Below are 18952 nucleotides of genomic sequence, written 5' to 3' on the forward strand. Positions count from 1 at the left end.
GCTCACTCCCGTACAACGTCTGCTCAGCAAACCCCGCATGTGGGGGTGGACCTTCCGATGACCGCCACGATCGCCCACCCAACCGGTGGCGTCCTGCCGGCTCCCGTGGAGCCCCAACCGAAGCCCCTCGGCAACTTCAGCCGCATCATCGGTGTCGGCACCGCCGTCACCGAGGCCTCCTACTCGCAGCGCGAACTGCTCGACCGCTTCCGGATCACGGATCCCCGGGTCCGCTCCGTGTTTCTCAACAGCGCCATCGAGCGGCGACACCTCACCCTGCCGCCCTCCGGCACGGACGAGCCCTTCCTCCAGGAATCCCAGGGCGAGTTGCTCGGCAAGCACAAGCAGCTCTGCCTCGACATGGGGGCGCGGGCCGTGCGCGCGTGTCTTGCGGACGCGGGCATCGACCTCGCCGATGTCGACTACTTGTGCTGCGTCACCACCACGGGATTCCTCACCCCCGGCCTCAGCGCGCTGCTCATCAAGGAGATGGGCATCGGCGCCGGATGCACCCGCGTCGACGTGGTCGGGATGGGCTGCAACGCGGGCCTGAACGCCCTCAACGCCACCACGGCCTGGTCCATGGCGCACCCCGGACAGGTCGCCGTCCAGCTCTGCGTCGAAGCATGCTCCGCCGCCTACGTCATGGATTCGACCATGCGCACCGCGGTCGTCAACAGCCTCTTCGGTGACGGAGCCGCCGCCATCGCCCTGTTCGCCGACCCACCGGACGCCGCCGGGCCCATGCCCGGGGAACTGCCGGCGGACCGCGCGGGCTCCTCGGTGGGACCGCGCCTGCTGGGCTTCGCCAGCCACCTCATTCACGAGGCGGTCGATGCCATGCGCTACGACTGGGACGACGCCGCGCACAAGTTCAGTTTCTACCTGGACCCGGACATCCCGTACGTGGTCGGGGCTCATGTGGAGCGCGTGGTGGACCGGCTCCTGAAGGACACGGGCCTGCGCCGCAGCAGCATCGCGCACTGGCTCGTGCACTCCGGCGGCAAGAAGGTCATCGACGCGATCCGTATGAACCTCGGCCTCACCCGCGAGGATCTGCGGCACACCAGCGGGGTGCTGCGCGACTACGGCAACCTGTCGAGCGGTTCGTTTCTGTTCTCCTACGAGCGGCTGCTTCGCGAAGGCCGCGTCAGAGCGGGTGATTTCGGCGTGCTGATGACCATGGGACCCGGGTCCACGATCGAGACGGCGCTGGTCCAATGGTGACGGCGGAGCAGGTACCGGAGGCGACGAGACTGCGGCTCGACGGCGGACGGCCGCTGTCGCCCGAGGCCGTCGCGGCGGTCGGCGCCGTGTGCGACCGCGCCGAGGACACCGGCGGGAGCAGCCCGGTCATCGCCGAGCTGTCCGGCACCCCGGGCCGCGGGTGGGCCGGGGAGCTGACCGTGGGCCTTGTCAGCAAGTGGGAGCGGGTCCTGCGCCGGCTGGAGCGGCTGCCCACGGCGACGATCGCGGTGGCCGACGGCGACTGCGGCGGCCTCGCCCTCGATGCCCTGCTGGCCACCGACATTCGTATCGCCAGCCCCTCGCTGCGGTTGGTGCCTGCCATGGCCGACGGAGCCACCTGGCCCGGTATGGCGCTGCACCGGCTCGCCCAGCAGGCGACAGGCACCGCGGCCATCCGCCGGACGGTGCTGTTCGGCACCCCGCTCGACGCCGCGCGGGCGCTGGAGCTGCACCTCGTCGACGAGGTGACGCCCGACATCGCGGCCGCGGTGTCGGCGGCCGCCGAACGCGTCGCGGGCTTCGCCGGAACGGAGCTGGCCATCAGGCGACAGCTGCTGCTCGATGCCCACACCGTGCCGCTCGAGGAGGCGCTGGGGGCCCATCTGGCGGCCTGCGACCGGGGGTTGCGCCGGGCCTCGGCCGAGGCGGCGACGTGACGGGCACCGTGCCGGCGCCTGTACGGCCGGCGCGTACGGGTGAGATGCGGGCGGACCTCCCCGATGCGCGCGCGGCGCTCGCGCGCGCGGCACAGCAGTCGGCCGCGACGCCCCCGGACCGGATGAGGGCGCTGCGCAGCGCCTTCCTCGACACGCATGCCGACGCCGTCTACGGCGAGCTCACCGCGGGCGGCACCCGCCGCCTGCGGCTGAGCGAGCTCGCCGACGCGGCGGCAGACGCGTTCTCCGGGCTCGTCCCCACCGCGGCCGAGCTGGCCGCGGACCGCGCGCGGGCGCAGGCGCAGAAGGCGGGTCACGAGATCGACCTGGGCATCTTCTTCTGCCGGATCCTGCGCTCGCCGCACTCCGGCGGCCACCTGGTGGACGCCCTGCTGCACCCCACCGCACGCGCCCGGGAACTGCTGCCCGAGTTCACCGCCACCGGGCAGGCGGACCTCGGCTCCGTACGGCTGGAACGCCGCGAAGGGGTAGCCCGGCTGACGATGTGCCGCGACGACTGCCTGAACGCCGAGGACGACCGGCAGGCCGACGACATGGAGACCGCGGTCGACCTGGCCCTGCTCGATCCCGGGGTCGAACTCTGCCTGCTGCGCGGGGGAGAGATGACCCATCCCCGCTATGCGGGCAAGCGGGTGTTCAGCTCCGGGATCAACCTCAAGAGCCTGCACGCCGGGGACATCTCGCTCGACAACTTCCTGCTGCGCCGCGAACTCGGATATCTGCACAAGATCTGGCGCGGCGTCCGCGTCGACGACGGCGCGTCCTGGCACTCGCCCGCCCGGGCCAAGCCATGGGTCGCGGCCGTCGACTCCTTCGCCATCGGCGGTGGCATGCAGGTGCTGCTGGTCGTGGACCACGTCCTGGCCGCATCCGACGCCTACCTCAGCCTGCCCGCGGCGCAGGAGGGCATCGTCCCCGGAGTCGCCAACCTGCGGCTGACCCGGTACACGGGGCCGCGGCTGGCCCGTCAGATCATCCTGGAGGGCCGCAGGATTCACGCGACCGACCCGGAGGCCCGGCTCCTCGTGGACGAGGTGCACGCACCGAACGAGCTGGACCGTGCCGTCGAGGACAGCCTCGACCGGCTGCGCGGGCCGGCTGTCGCCGCGAACCGGAAGATGCTGAACGCCGCCGACGAGGACATCGACGTATTCCGGCGCTATATGGCGGAGTTCGCGCTTGAGCAGTCGATGCGCACGCACAGCGCGGATGTCGTCGACAAGGTCGGCCGCTTCTCCGCCAGGGACGCGTCCGCCGCCTCCGTCACGTCAATGGGCAAGGCGCCGGGGTGATTTCGGCCTGGGGGCCGTGCTGGCGGCCCCCAGGCCGGCTGCTCTGCGAAAAGGCCCTGCCCCGGTATTGAATCCGGGGCAGGGCCTTTCGGCATTGCGGAGGGAGCCGCACTTTATTGTGCGCGGGCGGCCAGCTGGTCGACGAGCGATTCGGCGAGGGAGGCCGCGGTGGGAAACTCCCAGAGGGCGTTGGGGTCGATTTCGAATCCCACGTGGTCCTCGACCGTGGCGAGCAGGGTGATGGCCTTGATGGAATCCAGGCCGTAGGACGACATGGGTTCGGTCGGGTCGACGGCGGCCGGCGGCAGCCCCAGCTCCTCGGCCAGCTGGGCGCAGAGCCACCCCTGGAGTTCGGTGCCGAGCTCGTCGGCTCTGGCGTTCGGCATGTGAGTCCTCCTAATGAGGGTCTTGGTACAGAGGGGTCAGCAGGCCTTGGTGGAAGAGGTCCCGCATCGCCGCGCGGCGCACCTTGCCGCTCGTGGTGCGCAGGACGCTGCCGGGCTTGAGCAGCGCCACGCGGTCGACGCTGATGCCGAACTCGCGCCCCACGGTGTGCCGGATGCCGGCCGCCAGGGCGGCCAGCCCCTCGTGCTGCACGCGGCGCACCTCGTGCGTGACGACGACCATGGAGTCGTCACCCTGGGCGTATCCAGGACCGCCGAACACGACGCCGACGTTGCCCAACTCGGGGTGCTGGGCGCGCAGTTCCTGCTCCACGTCCTGCGGGTAGATGTTGCGCCCATGCGTGATGATCACGTCCTTGAGGCGTCCGTGCACGTAGAGCTCACCGTCGTGCAGCACGCCGATGTCGCCGGTGCGCAGGTAGCCGCTGTCGCCGTCCGCGGTGGCGGCGTCGAAGGTCTCCGCGTTGTCGTCGCGCTGCCAGTAGCCGGGGGAGATGCTGCGGCCGCGCAGCCAGATCTCTCCCAGGGAACTCTCCGGGAGCACCTCCCGGGACGTCGGTTCGACGATGCGAATCTCCGCCGCGGGGGTGGGGATGCCGCAGCTGACGATCTCGCGCGTCTGGGCCGCTTCGGTGGCAGGGGTGAACGTGCCCTGCGCGAGCGCGTCGAGGTCCACCTTGCGGGTCACGGGTGTGCGGCCCGGGTGGCCGGAGACGAACACGGTCGCCTCGGCGAGGCCGTAGACGGGAACCAGCGCCTCCGGGCGGAAACCCGAGGCCGCGAACTTCGCGGTGAAGCCGGAGAGGATGTCGGGAGCGATGGGCTCCGATGCGCATCCGGCCAAGTCCCAGTGCGACAGGTCGAGTTCGGCTGCCTGCTCCTCGCTGACCTTTCGAGTGCACAGCTCGAAGGCGAAGTTGGGAGCGAAAGAAACCGTCATGTCCTCCTGCTCGATCAGCTTCAGCCAGCGCAGGGGACGGCGGATGAACGCCAGCGGGTCCATCAGCACGCTTCGGTCGCCGCTCAGCAGTGGCCAGAGGAAGACGTTGAGCCCCATGTCGTGGTACAGCGGCAGCCAGCCGCCCGAAGGGCCGCGCCACTGGAGCGCCCGCATGCCCTCGCCGCCGTTGTACAGGAGATGGTCGTGGTGGATGACCGTGCCCTTGGGGGTGCCGGTCGATCCGGACGTGTACTGCAGCAGGGCGGTCGTCGAGCGGTCGAGCCGTGGGGGCGCCCAGGCCTGTGGATCGCCGAATCCGGGCTCGTCGCCGGCGGCGGTGCGGATCGTGGTGACCCCCATGTCCCGCATCCACGTGCGGACTTCGGCCAGGTCCCGGGAGGTGGTCAGCGCCGCGGCGGCGCCGGAGTCGGCGGCGACCGCGGCAAGCCGCTTGCGGTGGTGCGGATGGCGGCCCGGAAGCGGCGCCGGGACGGCGATCATCCCCGCGTAGAGGCAGCCGAAGAAGGCCGCGGCGAACTCAAGTCCGTTGGGGTGGAGCAGGAGCACGCGGGAGCCCGCCGGGACGTTCTCCTGCAGCCACGCGGCGCGGCTGCGCGCCTCCGCGTCGAGCCGGGCGTACGACCAGCGCACCAGGCCGCCGGTGAGGTCGTCGGGGTCGGCGAGGAACGCGACCGCCTCGGCGGTCGGCCGGTCCGCGACCCGCTCACGGAACAGCGTCACCACATCGGGTGCGTCGGCCAGGGATTGCCACATGGGTTCGTCCTCCGCGACTGACTGGGATCGGGACCGTGACGGACAGGTCCTCAAAGGGCTCAGGTTGGTTGTGGGGGTTCTCGACGTGCGTGATCGGGTCGTCAACCGGCGTGGACGCCGTCGAAGTCGACCTGGAGGCGCGAAGGACCGCGCAGGTTCAGATTGCGTTTGTAGCTGACGCCGCCGTCGCGAAGTCGCGGCCGGATCAGGAAGGTGCTGAAGAGTTCGAGGGCGATGGCGACCTCCAGGCGCGCGAGGCCCGCGCCGAGGCAGAAGTGCGCGCCCGCCGAGAAGGCCAAATGGGCGGGGGAGGCGGGGCGTTCGATGTCGAACCGGTCCGGGTCGCGGTACACGTCGGGGTCCCGGTTGGCGGCCCCCAGCAGGAACAGCACCGTGTCGCCGGGCCGGAACTCGGCGTCGCCGAGCGTGCCGTGCCGGCGGGCCACCCGGGTGGTCATCTGCACGGGCGCGTCGTAGCGCAGTACCTCTTCGACGACCGCCGGCGCCAGCGTGGTGTCGGCCCGCAGCCGGTCGAGCTGCCCGGGATGGCGCAGCAGGGCGAGGATCGCGTTGCCGATCAGGTTCACGGTCGTCTCGTGGCCCGCGTTGAGCAGGAGTACGCAGGTCGCCAGGACGTCGTCGTCATCGAGACGGTGCCCGTCCTCCTCGACCTGCAGCAGGTGCGAGACGAGGTCCTGCCTGGGCGCGCTCCGGCGCTCCTCGATCAGGCGCCGGAAGTAGTGGACGAACCCGGCGCGGGCCCGCGCGGCTCCCGGCGTCATCCGTCCGGTGGTGCCCAGCGGCGGATCCAGCGCCGTCGCCAGCTCGGACGACCAGTCCTGCAGGAGCTGGCGATCCTCGAACGGGACGCCCAGCAGCTCGCAGATGACCCGCAGCGGCAGCGCGTAGGCGAGGTCGTCGACGACTTCGAGCGTGCCTGCCTCGGCGGCGGCCCGGAACAGGTCCGTCGCGATCTCACGGATCCACGGCGCCATGCCGTCGACCTTCCGCCGGGTGAACGCGCCGGTCACCAGCCTGCGGTAGCGGGTGTGCTCCGGCGGGTCGAGGTGGAGGAAGTTCCGTGTCCGCGGCCCGCGCGGCGTGGGGGAGAGCGGAGCTCGGTCCCGGGCCGCGCTCATCGTCTGGTCACGGAGCAGAGCCGAGCACTGGTCGTGCCGCCCCACGACGAGGAGTCCGTCGAAGGGCGTATAGGGCGAGCGCCGGCGCAGCTTCTCCAGGGAGGGGTACGGGTCCTCCCGGTTGCCCGGATCGGTCAGGTCGGCGATCTCCTCCGGCAGCGGAGGTCGGCCCGACTGTGCCGAATCCCCATTTCCACCGGTGGTTCCGACCATCACGAATCCATTCTCATCGAAGTCGACGATCGCCGACAGTACCGGTGTGCGGGAAACTCGGGAATATCCTCCACCGGCGTTCAACCGCTGAAATTCCGCAGTTGAACAGAGGGGCCCGCAACTGAACAGTGCGGGCGGCCATTTGACGTCCAATCGGCGACTGGTCAGGATGGCGAACTGAAATGATCCGGAACACCGCTGTGGCCGAGGCTCATTCACCCTCCGAAAGGGAACGGACCGTGTCAATTGCGCTAGTCGGTTCCGGCGGAGATTCCGATGGAGACGTCGTGCTCGAAGAGTTGACATCGGCTCAGCTCGGCATCTGGTACGCACAGCAGATTGCGCCCGATGACACCCCGTACAACATCGCCGAGTGTCTCGAGGTCGACGGAGACGTGGATCCGGACGTCTTCGTCCGCGCCGTGCGGCAGGTGCTGGCCGGAGTCGACGCCTACCGGCTGCGTTTCCGGACGGTGGGCGGGCAGCCGCGGTGCTACGTCGACGTGAGCGCCGATGTCCCCGTCACCGTGGTCGACCTCAGCGCCGAGCCCGACCCGAGGGTCGCAGCGGAACGGTGGATGCGGGCGGAGCTGCGCCGGCCGGTCGATCTCACGGGCCGGGGCCCCTTGTTCGCCTGCGCCGTCCTGTCCCTGGGAGAGGGCCACCTGCTCTGGTACCACCGCGCCCACCACCTGATCATGGACGCGCACAGCGGCGCGTTGATCGCCGGCCGGGTGGCCGCCGCGTACTCCGCGCTGTCGACGGGCGCCGACCCTCTCGAAGCCGAGGCGTTCGAGCCGTTCTCGGCGCTGGTGGAGGCGGACCGGGACTACCGGACGTCCCCGGCCCTCGACGCGGACCGGGCGTTCTGGCTCGACACCCTGGACGGCCTGCAGGACCGGTCCACCCCGGAGGGAGTGGACGGACGGGCGGGATCGGGGAGGCCGGCGCGCTTGAGTGCCGAACTCGACCCGGGGCGCGGCGCCGAACTCCGGGACGCGGCCCGCCGCTTGAGGACGAGCTTCGCCGTCCTCGTCATCGCGGCGGCCGCCGTCCACGAGCACCGGACCACCGGGGCCCGCGACATCGTCCTCGGGGTGTCCGTGCCCGGCCGCGTCGGACGGCGTGAACAGCTCGCCCCGGGCATGACCGCGAACGTCATGCCGGTGCGTCTTGAGGTCACGCCCGACACGACGGTCGCCGAGATCGTCCGGCGCGCCGGACGGGCGGTCGCCCGAGGGCTGCGACACCACCGGTACCGCTACGCGGACATGATCCGGGACCTCCACATCGGCGACGGAGCCGCGCTGTGCGGGCTGATCGTCGATGTCATGAGCTTCGGCTACCCGACGCGATTCGGCGCTGCGGAGGCGACCGTCCGCAACCTCACCCAAGGACCGACCACGGACCGGCGGTTGGCGGTCTACGACCGCTCGCCCCGAGTGCCGATGCAGATCGACGTGGACGTCGACCGCGGCCGGAACGGCCCGAGAGCCGCCGGTGATCTGCTGCGCCGCTTCCGCCGGATCATGGACTGGATGGTGACGGCCGCACCGCAGGACCCGGTCGGCGCCGCGGAGATCCTCGACGAGGACGAGTGGCACCAGGTCGTGCGCGGCTGGAACGACACCGCGGCCGCGGCGCCGCGGGTGACCGTGCCGCAGCTGATCGACGTGCAGGCGGCGCGTACACCGGACGCCCTCGCGATCGTCTCGGCCGACGGCGCCCTGACGTACGCGCAGCTGAACGCCCGCGCCGAACGGCTCGCTCGCCACCTGGCCCGGTCCGGGCTGGGCCCTGAGTCCGTGATTGGGCTCTGCCTGCCGCCCGGCCCGGAGATGATCGCGGCGATCGTGGGCGTCTGGCGGGCGGGCGCCGCCTACCTGCCCATCGACCTCCAACAGCCGGTCGAGCGGACCGCGTTCGAGCTCGCCGACGCCCGAGCCGCCCTGCTCGTGTCCACCGACGAGCTCCTCGGGGACCTGCCGGCCGGACGGCTGCGTACCGTCTCGGTGCACGACCTGCCCGACCCCGGCGCCCCCGCTCCCGCCACCGTGCACGAACCGGGCGCTCTCGCGTACGTCATCTACACCTCGGGCTCGACCGGTACCCCCAAGGGCGTCGCCGTGACGCACCGCTCCCTGGCGAACTACGTGGCAGCGGTGCGCGACCGGCTCGACCTCGACGGCGACGGCGCCCGATATGCGGTGCTGCAACCGCAGGTGACCGACCTCGGATACACGATGGTGCTGTGCTCGCTGGCGTTCGGCGGGGAGCTGCACGTCCTCGACCCCGACACCGTGCTCGATCCGGCCGCGGTCTCCGGCTATCTCACCGACCACCGGATCGACTACCTCAAGGCCGTTCCCTCGCACCTGGCGGCGCTCTCGGCGACGGCGGGCCCCGAGGGTGTGCTGCCGGCGCGCTCCCTGGTGCTCGGCGGCGAGGCGGCGTCGCCGGACTGGCTCCGCACCGTGCTGGAAGCGGCCGGGCAGCGAGGCGTCTTCAACCACTACGGCCCCACCGAGACCACCATCGGAGTCGCCACCACGCGGCTGTCCCTCGCCGACCTCGCGGAAGGCGACGTCCCGCTCGGCGCGCCCATCGACGGCGCACGGTGCTACGTCCTCGACGATTCGCTGCGCCCGGTACCGGTGGGTGTGACCGGCGAGCTGTACGTCGCGGGCGACCCACTGGCACGCGGCTACGTGAACCGGCCCGGACCGACCGCCGAGCGCTTCGTGGCCTGCCCGTTCGAGGCCGGGACACGGATGTACCGGACCGGGGACCGGGCCCGCTGGATCGGCGACGGTCGCCTGGTGTTCGCGGGGCGCGTGGACGACCAGGTCAAGATCCGGGGCTTCCGGATCGAACCCGGCGAGATCGAGGGCGCGCTCGCCACCCATCCCGAAGTGGCCCGGGCGGTCGTCGTCGTACGGCAACAGGGGCCGGACAGCGGGCGGGCCGAGCCCGGCCGGGCGGAGCTGGTCGCCTACGTCGTCCCCCACGACCCGACGGCCGAGGACGGTCTCGTGGACCGGCTGCGGGAGCACCTGGTGGGCCGGCTGCCCGGCCACATGGTCCCCGCCGCGTTCGTCGTGCTCGGCGAACTGCCGCTGACCGGGAACGGGAAGCTGGACCGCAAGGCCCTGCCCGCGCCGGGCCGGGCGCCGGGCGTCGGCCGTGCACCGGTGAGCGCGCAGGAGGAACTCCTCTGCGAGGCGTTCGCCCGCGTGCTCGGCCGGGAAGTGGTCGGACCGGACGAGGACTTCTTCGCTCTCGGAGGCAACTCGCTCCTGGCCGTGGCCCTGGTGGAGGAGCTGCGGACGCGCGGGGTCTCCCTGTCGGTACGCGCCCTGTTCCTCACCCCGACCCCGGCGCGGCTGGCCGTGGTCTCCGGGCCGGAACCGGTGGCGGTGCCGGCGAGGCGGATACTCGAGGGCGCGACCCAAATCACCCCCGACATGCTGCCGCTCGTCGAGCTGGACGAGGCGGAGCTCGCGCGGGTACTGGCCCGGGTCGAGGGCGGGGCGGCCAACGTCGCGGACGTGTACCCCCTGGCGCCCCTGCAGGAAGGCATCTTCTTCCACCATCTGGCACGGGCCGAGGGCGACCCCGACGTCTACCTGCGGTCGGCGGTGCTGGAGTTCGACTCCCGAGAGCGACGCGACGGGTTCTTCGCCGCGCTGCAACAAGTGATGGACCGCCACGACATCTACCGCACCGCGTTCGTCTCGGACGGTCTGCGCGAGCCGGTCCAGGTCGTCGCGCGCCGGGTCGTGCTTCCCGTCGAGCAGGTCGTACGAGACCCCCGCCAGGACCCGGTGGAGCAGTTGCTGGCCGCGGCCGGGTCCTGGATGGAACTGGACCGGGCCCCCTTGCTGAGGGCGCACGTCCTCACCGAACCGGCCGACGGATGCTGGCCGGCCGTGCTGCGCATCCACCACCTGGTGCAGGACCTCACGACGCTGCGGGTCCTCATCGAGGAGATCCGCGCGTTCACGGCGGGTCGGGGCGACCGGCTGCCGGCGCCGCTGCCCTACCGGAACTTCGTGGCTCAGGCGCGCCTCGGCACCCCCGCCGCGGAGCACGAGCGCTACTTCGCCGGCCTGCTCGGTGACGTCGCGGAGACCACGGCTCCCTTCGGACTGCTTGACGTGCACGGCGACGGCGCCGCGGTGCTGCGCGCGGGCGGCCCGGTCGACGACCGGCTCAACGGGCGGATCCGCGACCTGGCGTCGAAGTGCGCGGTGACCCCGGCGACGATCTTCCACCTGGCCTGGGCCCGCGTGCTCGCGGCCGAGTCGGGCAGCGACGACGTCGTCTTCGGCACGGTGCTGGCCGGCCGGATGAACGCGGGCGCCGGCGCCGACCGGGTGCCCGGCCTGTTCCTCAACACCCTGCCGTTGCGCCTGGGCGTCGACGGGCGTGGCGTGGCCGACGCGCTGGCCGGGCTGCGGCGTCAGCTGGCCGAGCTCCTGGAGCACGAGCAGGCTCCGCTGGCCCTGGCGCAGAAGGCCAGTGCCGTGCCACCCCGCAAGCCGCTGTTCACCTCCATCGTCAACTACCGGCGCGACCCGTCCGCCGACGAGTCCGACCTCGGCCTCGAAGGAGTCAGGCTGCGCTCCGCCAAGGAGCGCACCAACTACCCGGTGACACTGATCATTCGGGACACCGGATCCGCCTTCGACGTCACCGTCGACGCGCTGGCCCCCGCCGACGCCACCCGGATCTGCGCACTGCTGACCACCTGTCTGGACAACCTGGTCACGGCCCTGGCCGACGCCCCCGCCACCCCGTTCGTCGCCGTGGACGTCCTCGCCCCCGCCGAACGCCGCCAACTCCTCGACGAGTTGAACCGGACCGCCGCGCCGGTCGCGGACGGGCCGGCATCGGTCCTGTCGGTGCCGGGGCTGTTCGCCGCGCAGGCGGCACGCACTCCGGAGCACGTCGCCCTGGTCTGCTCGGACGGCGAGATCAGTTACCGCGAGCTGCAGGCACGCTCCACTCGGCTGGCCCGCCAGCTGCGCGAACTCGGCGTCGGACCCGAGTCGGTGGTGGGCCTGTGCCTGCCGCGCGGCATCGAGATGGTGACCGCGATCCTCGCCGTGTGGGAGGCCGGGGGCGCCTACCTGCCCCTGGACCCGGCCCAACCAGTGGCCAGAACCGCCTACATGCTCACCGACAGCCGGGCATCGGTGGTGCTCGGTACCACCGAGGTCCTCGACGACATGCCGGCCACCGGCAGGGCCCGCATGGTCGCCCTGGACGACCCGGCGGTCGTGGCGGCGCTGGAGGCGCAGCCCACGACGGCTCTCGACATCGGCACGCAGCCAGGCTGCCCGGCGTACGTGATCTACACCTCCGGATCCACCGGGCGGCCGAAGGGCGTCGTGGTCACCCACGGGAACCTGGCCAACTACGTGCTCCACGCGCCGCGGCGCGTCGGATTCGGATCCGTCGGCGCCCGGTACGCGCTGCTGCAGCCCGCCGTGACGGACCTGGGGAACACCGTGATGTTCGCCAGCCTGACCACCGGCGGTGAGCTGCATGTGCTGGACGCCGAGGCGGCGACCGACCCGGTCGCGGTCGCCGGGTATCTGGCCAGGCACGGGATCGACTTCGTGAAGGTGGTGCCCTCGCATCTGGCGGCGCTGGGCGCCACCGGCGACCTGAGCTGGCTCCTGCCGCGGTGCGCGCTGGTGCTGGGCGGCGAGGCGGCCGCTCCCAGTTGGGTCGAGCAACTGCTCAAGGCGGCCGGGGACCTGCCGGTGTTCAATCACTACGGCCCCACGGAGGCCACGATCGGCGTCGTGACGGCACGGCTCGACCGAGCCCCCGTGATCGCCGGCACGGTTCCGATCGGGACGCCGGTCGCCAACACGGCGGTGCACGTGCTCGACGACGCCCTGCGGCCGGTGCCCACCGGGGTGGCGGGGGAGCTGTACGTGGCCGGGGCGCAGGTGGCACGCGGTTACGCGGGCCGGCCCGGCCTGACCGCCGAACGTTTCGTGGCCAGCCCGTTCGACGACGGCACGCGGATGTACCGCACCGGGGACCGCGCCCGCTGGTCCGACGGCGGATACCTGGAGTACCTCGGGCGGGCGGACGAACAGGTCAATATTCGCGGGTTCCGGGTGGAACCCGGCGAGATCCAGGCCGTACTGGCGCGGCACCCCGCCGTGACGCAGGCAGCGGTGATCGCCCGCGACGATGCGCGGGGGGACAAGCGCCTGGCCGCGTACGTCGTGCTGGAGGACCGCAGCGCCGACAGTGCTCTCACCGAGGCGGTACGGAAGTTCGCCCAGGAGAAGCTGCCCCGGCACATGGTGCCCGACGCGGTGGTGGCGCTGGCCGCCCTCCCGCTGACGGGCAACGGAAAGCTCGATCGCGGTGCGCTGCCGGAGCCGGACCCGGCGGCGGCCGCGGGCGGCGGACCGCAACCGGCCAACGCGCGGGAGGAGGCCTTGTGCGCGGCGTTCGCTGAGATCCTCGGCATCCCCGGGGTCGGCGTGCAGGACGACTTCTTCGTCCTCGGTGGGCACTCGCTGCTCGCGACCCAACTGGTCAGTCGGGTGCGCGTGGTGCTCGGTGAGGAACTCCCGATCCACGAGCTGTTCGACAAGCCCACCCCCGGCGCCCTCGCCGCCTGGCTGGCGACGCGGGCCGACGACCAGAAGCAGACCAGGCCGCGGCTGCGGCCCATGCGCGCGGTGGGCGTCCGGGACACCGCTGATCCCACGTCTCATGGGCTGACTTCATGGGACTCTTCGACAAGCTGACCGGAACCGTGCGTAGCTGGAGGCCCTTGTTCAACGTGCGGTGCGCAGGCATCGTCGACGCCCATCGGCAGACGGCGGCCCGCCGACCTGGCCTTCACCTGCGTGCACGTCGTCTCCGCCGCGCTCGGTCTGCCTGCCGGGGCGCCGCTGCCCGACGCCGCCGAGGTCACCGTCGATCTGCCGCTGGCCGGAGCGTCCTCCGCGTCCCGCGTGCGTGCCCGGGTCGTGCACTGGGAGCCCGCGCAGGAGTCGGGGGCGGGCGACATCGCTCTACGGGAACTCGTGACGGTACTGCGGGACGCGCGGCCGGTGCGGCTCGTCGAGGCATCCGACATGTGGGGGCATCCGGCGCGTGCCTTCGGTTTCCCCGCCGGGCGGCGCGGGGGCGCCTGGCACTCCGCGGTGCCGCGCGACCGGCAGGCAGGCGGTTGGGTGCAGGCGGACCTCGCCGCGGACGGCCGCTATCGGGTGACCGGCGGATTCAGCGGCGGCCCCGTGTGGGACGAGCAACTCGGCGGGGTGGTCGGCATGATCACTGTGGCCGAAGCGGGGGGAGCCGCCGGCCCACGGCAGGTCGACGGAGAGCGAGGAACTGGCCGCACACGTCGTGCGGGAGCAGCGCACCTGCCTGGTCGGCCCGTCGGGATGCGGCAAGTCGTCGCTCGCCCTGGCCGGGGCGGCCTCCTTGCTGCGCGCCGAGGGTTTCGCCGTCGCGGTGCTGCGGCCCGCGTCGCGCAGCGGCCCTGCCGCCGCGCTCGTCGCCGCCCTGATCCCGCTGCTCGAACCGGAGACGAGCGAATCGGAACGGCTCACGCTGCTTTCGCAGTTCGGCAGCATGCTGACCGGGGGCGGGCTTCCGGACCTCGTCGCCCAGATCCTCCGCCGCCGAACTGGCCGAGCTGGTCCTCACCGGGCGCCCACCCGGCCCCAGGGCCCTCGTTGCGGCGCGGGCTCTACGCGCTCGGGCCGCTCGGCGCCGATGGACTGCGGGAGATCGTCACGGCCCCCGCCGCCGCGATCCCCGGCGTCGACTACGAGTCCGGCCTCGTCGATGTTCTTCTCACGGACACCGGTGATGCCGCGGGCGCCCTGCCCCTGCTCGGCTTCACCCTCGACCAACCGTGGCGGGGGCAGACTGGCCCCGTTATGCGAAGCGTCGACACCAGCGGCCGCCGGGTCGCGGTCGCGGAGGACGGCTCAAGCGTGAGCGCGTACCCGCGCCTCGGTGTCGTCGACGGTGAGCCCACGCAGATCCTCGCCAGAGGCAGGCACAGGGCCGAGGATATTCGTCTGTACGCCGCTGGGGAGAGGCGCCGTATGCCGGCATCACTCAGAAAGAGCCGTACCCGACGTCGGGTGTGCCAGCGTCCAGGCTGTACGCGTTCGGTCGCCGGCAGTTGCTCGGTGGACTCACGGCCGGGTTCGGCCGGTGACCGGCTGGGGTGGCAGGGAATGCCTATTCCTCGACCTGCTCCGGGTCGATCGGAATCTCGCGTGCCGTGTTCTCGGCGCGCTCCTCGGCGATCAACTGTCGCGCCACGGTGCCGCAGCAGCGGTCGTACTGGTTCTGCCAGTCCGTCATGAACGTGTCGTAGCTGGACTGGCCGACCAGCTTCAGGTTCGACTCGTCGTTGTGCCAGATGCCGTTGCTCGTCCAGTTCGAGGAGCCGACGAATATGAGTCTGGCGTTGGTCGCACCCGCGTAACCGCCGCTGACCATCATGTACTTGTCGTGCGTGTAGTGCAGGGCGTTGCCGTTCGCGTCGGTGCCGCGGGAGGTGTCGTGCACGTCGATGTTCGGCCGGTCCTTCAGGTAGTTCTGCACGCTGCCATCAACCTGGCCGGCGGTGAAGAGTATGTGTATCTTGACGCCGGTCTTTGCCAGGCTCACCAGCTTCTTCGGCAGTTCCAGATAGTTCCGGTCGCCCGGCTTCCCGTGAGAGGTCCACTGGAACATGGCGATGTTGATCGTGGCCGGCGCCTTGATGTTGTTCAGGAAGTCGACCCAGGTGTCGCTTCTGGAGCGTGCCTTGGGCCACTGGTAGGAGGGCGGCGACAGCGTCGTTCTGGCGGCCGTGCCGCCGCTGGAGTTGTAGTAGTCGGGCACCAGCGGGCCCGGGCCGCCCTGTGCCCCCTTGGCCATGGCTGTGAAGTAGCGGAGGTAGGAGTTGTACAGGTCGACGTTGCCCTTGACAGTGGCGCCACTGTTCCAAGCAGTTTTGGCCTGGGCGGAAGTGGGGTTGGCACTGGTGACGGTCACCGTCCTGTTCGCGTCGCTCCCGCCGCTGAGCATGTAGTACTTGGCGTGCAGGGCGGAGCCGGAGTAGTGGGTCAGGCAGCCACCCGGGCACAGCGCGGCGAAGCTGGAGGCGCGCGGGTCGTTGCCCAACTCGGTGACCATCGACTGCCAGGTCGCGTTGTCGCTGTGAGAGTCCATCAGCGCCTTGACGATGACGCCGCGCTGGTGCGCGGCTATCAGGGCGCCTGCGAAGTCCGGTCCCGGCTGCGTGCTGCCTATCGAGTACATGGCGACGCGTATGGTCTGCCCGCAACTGGCGCTGTTGATCGATTCGATGATCGGGCCCATGACGTTCATCCGAGCGTCGGCGTCCTCCGGGTCGTTGAAGCTCGGGCCCGGTCTTGAGGTGAACGTCCGAGACTCGCAAGTGAGCGGAGCCTTGGCCTTCTTGACCGCCGCGTGCGCCGTTGTCGGCGCCAGCGCGGTGACGGCCAGCGCGGTGATCAACGTGAGTGTTCGCTTCATGGGTGGGCCCTTCGCTGGGGTGTTGGCGATGACGAGTCGGGGTGGTGGTGTGCTCGGTGTTTCGGTGTGGCGGGATCACCCGTCATCCGGCCGGGTCAACTGGCCGTATCACCCGTCCAGTTGGCGGCGTTCGCTGTGGCGACGCGGATGTGCGGCGGAGGCGGGGTGGGAGGGCGTATGCGCTTGGCCATGCGTTGAGCTCCTGCAGAAGACAGAGGTGTCCGGCCGGCATCCCGCGTCGATGAGGTGCCGGTCCGTTGGTGTTTGCCCGAAGCTGTTCCGGGCGTGACCCGCTGTTCGGCAAACAGGAGACTCGCGAAGGCGTTCGAGGGTTGCACGAGAAAGCAGGGGAGCGGCCGTGACGCTGCGCACGTTGAGCCAGAGGGCGGGCCAGTCGTCACGGGTGTTCGGTGCGCTGCTGGTGGGTCGGCCGGCTCGGGTGTCGTATCCGAGGGCGTCGGCCTTGAGGTCCCCCGTTTTGGTCTTCTCCCGTCATGATCCATAAGATCCGCCGATGATCATCAGACAACGGCTGGCGGCGGGCCTGTGCGCCCTGATCGCCGCCCTCGCCGTCGGCGGCCTGCCGCAGGCCCAGGCGTACGCCGATGGAGCCGACGAGAAACCGGCGCCTCAGGTCGAACTCGTCCTGGACGCAAGCGGATCCATGCGCGCCCGCGACATCGACGGCGGCTCCAGGATGGCCGCGGCGAAGCAGGCGTTCAACGATGTGCTCGACGCGACACCCGACGAGGTGGAGCTCGGGATCAGGACGCTCGGGGCCAACTACCCTGGAGACGACCGGAAGGCGGGCTGCAAGGACACCGAGCGGCTCTACCCGGTCGGTCCGTTGGACCGTACCGAGGCCAAGACGGCCGTGGCCACGCTGCAGCCCACCGGGTGGACGCCGATCGGTCCCGCCCTGCTCAAGGGTGCCGACGACTTCACCTCCGGCGCCGGCGCCAAGCGCATCGTCCTGATCAGTGACGGCGAGGACACCTGTCAGCCGCTCGACCCGTGCGAGGTGGCCCGTGAGATAGCCGCCAAGGGCATCGGCCTGACCATCGACACGCTCGGGCTTGTCGCCGACGCGAAGACGCGTGAGCAGCTGTCCTGCATCGCGGACGCGACCGGCGGTACCTACACCGCCGTGCACCACAAGGATCAACTCTCGGACAAGGTCGGCCAGTTGGTCGACCGGGCTGCCGATCCGGTGGTCACGCCGGTGGCTGTCGACGGCGCCGCGCAGTGCGCCGACGCGCCGCAGCTCAAGCCCGGCCTCTACACCGACCGCGAGAGGTTCGGTGAGCACCGCTTCTACCGCGTCGACGTCGAACCGGGACAGGAGCTGCGCGCCTCGGTGAGCGTCGCGGCCGACCGGGCGGTCAATCAGGACTACGGCGTGCTGCTGCGCGCACTGACCACACACGGCCGGGAGATCGTGCGCGGGCAGGAGGCGGGTGACGGCCGCACCGACGCCCTCTCGACAGGCCTGCGTTACCCGAAGGCCGAGCAGGACGACGACACGGATGAGACGCAGGCGGAGACGGTCTGCCTCCAGGTCTCGAATTCCTTCTCCGCGCCTGCCTCGGTGAAGACGGCACCCGGCCTGCCGGTCGAGCTGACGGTCGACCTGGTGGACGGCCCGAACCAGGCATCCGACGTGGCCGCGTTCGGGCTGGGCGACGGCTGGTGGCTGCTGGCCGCCCTGGTCGTGGTCGGCTTCCTCGCAGGTGTGATCTGGGGCTGGCTCTCGCGCTGGCGTGTCGCTGTCTGGAGGACGAACTGATGCAATACGTAACGCTGTTGGGGCGTACGAGACAACTGGCCGGCGGTCTCCTGGGTGCCGCTACCGCACTGCTGGCGCTGGCCGGACCTGTCGCCGCGGACGAGGGTGACGGTGCCGCGCAGAAGGCGCCGAAGGAGGCGGGCACGTCGTTCCGTACGGCGGCGCAGATGCAGCAGGACCAGAAGGCGACGGCGAACGCGTCGACGGGCGACTATCTGTACTGGTCGTTCCCGGCCGACACCGGCGAGCGCCCGACGGTGAAGGCGACCGTCGAGCTGCCCGAGTCGCAGGCCCGGCACGGCGCGCAGACCTGGCGCATCGACGTGTACGACGGACTGCGACGCCGCCAGCCCTGCCAGTACGGAATGCAGACACGTGCAGTCGAGGCCGCGGCGAACCGCGTGGAGCTCGCCTGCACGGTGCGTACGGTGCGGGCCTCGGCGGACGCCTGGAGCAATGACCCACTGCCCGGCACCTACTACGTCCGCCTCACCACGACCTCGCTCGACGACGCCGACCTGGGTCAGCCGGTGACGGCGTCGGTGGAGGCCCACTCGAAGGACATCGGCGGCGCGGCGGCGGTCGACGGCAGCCTGTCCACCCCGCTGGTCCCGGGCACGACCAACTCCGCCGAGCAGGCCGCTCCGGTGGACGGCTGGGCCTCGGCCTGGTGGACGAGCCGCTGGCTGTGGACGGCGGCGGGCGCGGTGCTCGCGGCGCTGGCGGGCATCGGAGGTTACGCGCTGACACGAGGAGGAGGCAGGGGCCGCCCGGCGGGAGTCTGACCGTGTGAGTGCCGATGATCCGTCCGTCCGGCCAGGTCAGGGCCTGATGGCCTTTCGGGTCCGCGCGCAGGAGTGGCTCGGTTCGGAGCCCGCCCGACCGGCGTGCGCCGGTCGGAAAGGATCGTGCCCCCTACCCCCTACCCCCTAC

The 18952-nt window shown here is 71.3% G+C and carries 10 protein-coding genes and 3 pseudogenes; 9 read left to right on the forward strand and 4 right to left on the reverse strand.

The features are described 5' to 3' along the window. Nucleotides 1-57 precede the first annotated feature (57 nt). The 3 genes from dpgA to dpgC are packed head-to-tail and all read left to right on the forward strand — an operon-like array spanning nt 58 to nt 3217. Nucleotides 58-1227: a 3,5-dihydroxyphenylacetyl-CoA synthase DpgA gene (gene dpgA / locus ABT004_RS25220; RefSeq protein WP_351341042.1), complete on the forward strand. Its 1170-nt coding sequence runs from the start codon at nt 58-60 to the stop codon at nt 1225-1227. Further along, nucleotides 1221-1904: an enoyl-CoA-hydratase DpgB gene (dpgB, locus tag ABT004_RS25225; RefSeq protein WP_351341045.1), complete on the forward strand. Its 684-nt coding sequence runs from the start codon at nt 1221-1223 to the stop codon at nt 1902-1904. Before dpgA ends, dpgB begins: the two co-directional genes overlap by 7 nt. Further along, the gene (gene dpgC / locus ABT004_RS25230) at nt 1901-3217 is read left to right on the forward strand and encodes a (3,5-dihydroxyphenyl)acetyl-CoA 1,2-dioxygenase DpgC (RefSeq protein ID WP_351341048.1); all 1317 of its coding nucleotides are present in this window, start codon (nt 1901-1903) and stop codon (nt 3215-3217) included. The genes dpgB and dpgC overlap by 4 nt, the downstream gene beginning before the upstream one ends. A 113-nt stretch (nt 3218-3330) precedes the next feature. Here the strand turns inward: dpgC and ABT004_RS25235 are convergent, their stop codons facing one another. The 3 genes from ABT004_RS25235 to ABT004_RS25245 all read right to left on the reverse strand — a co-directional run bounded on the left by ABT004_RS25235 (nt 3331) and on the right by ABT004_RS25245 (nt 6687). Then, nucleotides 3331-3603, reverse strand: a complete 273-nt coding sequence (locus tag ABT004_RS25235; protein WP_351341050.1) for an acyl carrier protein — start codon at nt 3601-3603, stop codon at nt 3331-3333. A 10-nt stretch (nt 3604-3613) separates the two neighbouring features. Then, nucleotides 3614-5335 carry a fatty acyl-AMP ligase gene (locus ABT004_RS25240; protein WP_351341052.1) on the reverse strand — a complete coding sequence of 574 codons (1722 nt, stop codon included), beginning with the start codon at nt 5333-5335 and terminating at the stop codon, nt 3614-3616. A 101-nt stretch (nt 5336-5436) separates the two neighbouring features. Next, on the reverse strand, nt 5437-6687 hold the full coding sequence (locus ABT004_RS25245; RefSeq protein WP_351341067.1) for a cytochrome P450: 1251 nt from the start codon (nt 6685-6687) through the stop codon (nt 5437-5439). A 287-nt stretch (nt 6688-6974) separates the two neighbouring features. Between ABT004_RS25245 and ABT004_RS25250 the strand changes: the two genes are divergently transcribed. The 4 genes and pseudogenes from ABT004_RS25250 to ABT004_RS25265 form a co-directional block, all read left to right on the forward strand. Beyond that, entirely contained in the window at nt 6975-13469 is a 6495-nt protein-coding gene (locus tag ABT004_RS25250; RefSeq protein WP_351341055.1) for a non-ribosomal peptide synthetase, read from the forward strand. Between the two features lie 102 nt (nt 13470-13571). Beyond that, nucleotides 13572-13940 (forward strand): annotated as a pseudogene (locus ABT004_RS25255) (hypothetical protein); the annotation flags it as partial. A 136-nt stretch (nt 13941-14076) separates the two neighbouring features. Further along, nucleotides 14077-14202, forward strand: a pseudogene (locus ABT004_RS25260) (hypothetical protein); the annotation flags it as partial. A 206-nt stretch (nt 14203-14408) separates the two neighbouring features. Next, a pseudogene (locus ABT004_RS25265) lies at nt 14409-14552 on the forward strand (hypothetical protein); the annotation flags it as partial. A gap of 373 nt (nt 14553-14925) precedes the next feature. Here ABT004_RS25265 and ABT004_RS25270 read toward each other — a convergent pair. Next, nucleotides 14926-16233: a phospholipase D-like domain-containing protein gene (locus tag ABT004_RS25270; protein WP_351341058.1), complete on the reverse strand. Its 1308-nt coding sequence runs from the start codon at nt 16231-16233 to the stop codon at nt 14926-14928. Between the two features lie 514 nt (nt 16234-16747). On the opposite strand from ABT004_RS25270, the gene ABT004_RS25275 reads away from it, so the two are divergent. Beyond that, the gene (locus tag ABT004_RS25275) at nt 16748-18019 is read left to right on the forward strand and encodes a VWA domain-containing protein (RefSeq protein WP_351341061.1); all 1272 of its coding nucleotides are present in this window, start codon (nt 16748-16750) and stop codon (nt 18017-18019) included. After that, the gene (locus ABT004_RS25280) at nt 18019-18804 is read left to right on the forward strand and encodes a hypothetical protein (protein WP_351341064.1); all 786 of its coding nucleotides are present in this window, start codon (nt 18019-18021) and stop codon (nt 18802-18804) included. Before ABT004_RS25275 ends, ABT004_RS25280 begins: the two co-directional genes overlap by 1 nt. Nucleotides 18805-18952 lie beyond the last annotated feature (148 nt).

The organism is Streptomyces sp. NPDC002790 (genome assembly GCF_040295505.1).
In the GTDB taxonomy this organism is placed as follows: Bacteria; Actinomycetota; Actinomycetes; order Streptomycetales; family Streptomycetaceae; genus Streptomyces.

What these genes read in the sequence shown, in the direction of transcription:
- dpgB (WP_351341045.1), top strand. Translation starts at nt 1,221, where the DNA reads ATGGTGACGGCGGAGCAGGTACCGGAGGCGACGAGACTGCGGCTCGAC.
- ABT004_RS25245 (WP_351341067.1), bottom strand. Translation starts at nt 6,687, where the DNA reads ATGGTCGGAACCACCGGTGGAAATGGGGATTCGGCACAGTCGGGCCGA.
- dpgA (WP_351341042.1), top strand. Translation starts at nt 58, where the DNA reads ATGACCGCCACGATCGCCCACCCAACCGGTGGCGTCCTGCCGGCTCCC.
- ABT004_RS25270 (WP_351341058.1), bottom strand. Translation starts at nt 16,233, where the DNA reads ATGAAGCGAACACTCACGTTGATCACCGCGCTGGCCGTCACCGCGCTG.
- ABT004_RS25280 (WP_351341064.1), top strand. Translation starts at nt 18,019, where the DNA reads ATGCAATACGTAACGCTGTTGGGGCGTACGAGACAACTGGCCGGCGGT.
- ABT004_RS25235 (WP_351341050.1), bottom strand. Translation starts at nt 3,603, where the DNA reads ATGCCGAACGCCAGAGCCGACGAGCTCGGCACCGAACTCCAGGGGTGG.
- ABT004_RS25240 (WP_351341052.1), bottom strand. Translation starts at nt 5,335, where the DNA reads ATGTGGCAATCCCTGGCCGACGCACCCGATGTGGTGACGCTGTTCCGT.
- ABT004_RS25275 (WP_351341061.1), top strand. Translation starts at nt 16,748, where the DNA reads ATGATCATCAGACAACGGCTGGCGGCGGGCCTGTGCGCCCTGATCGCC.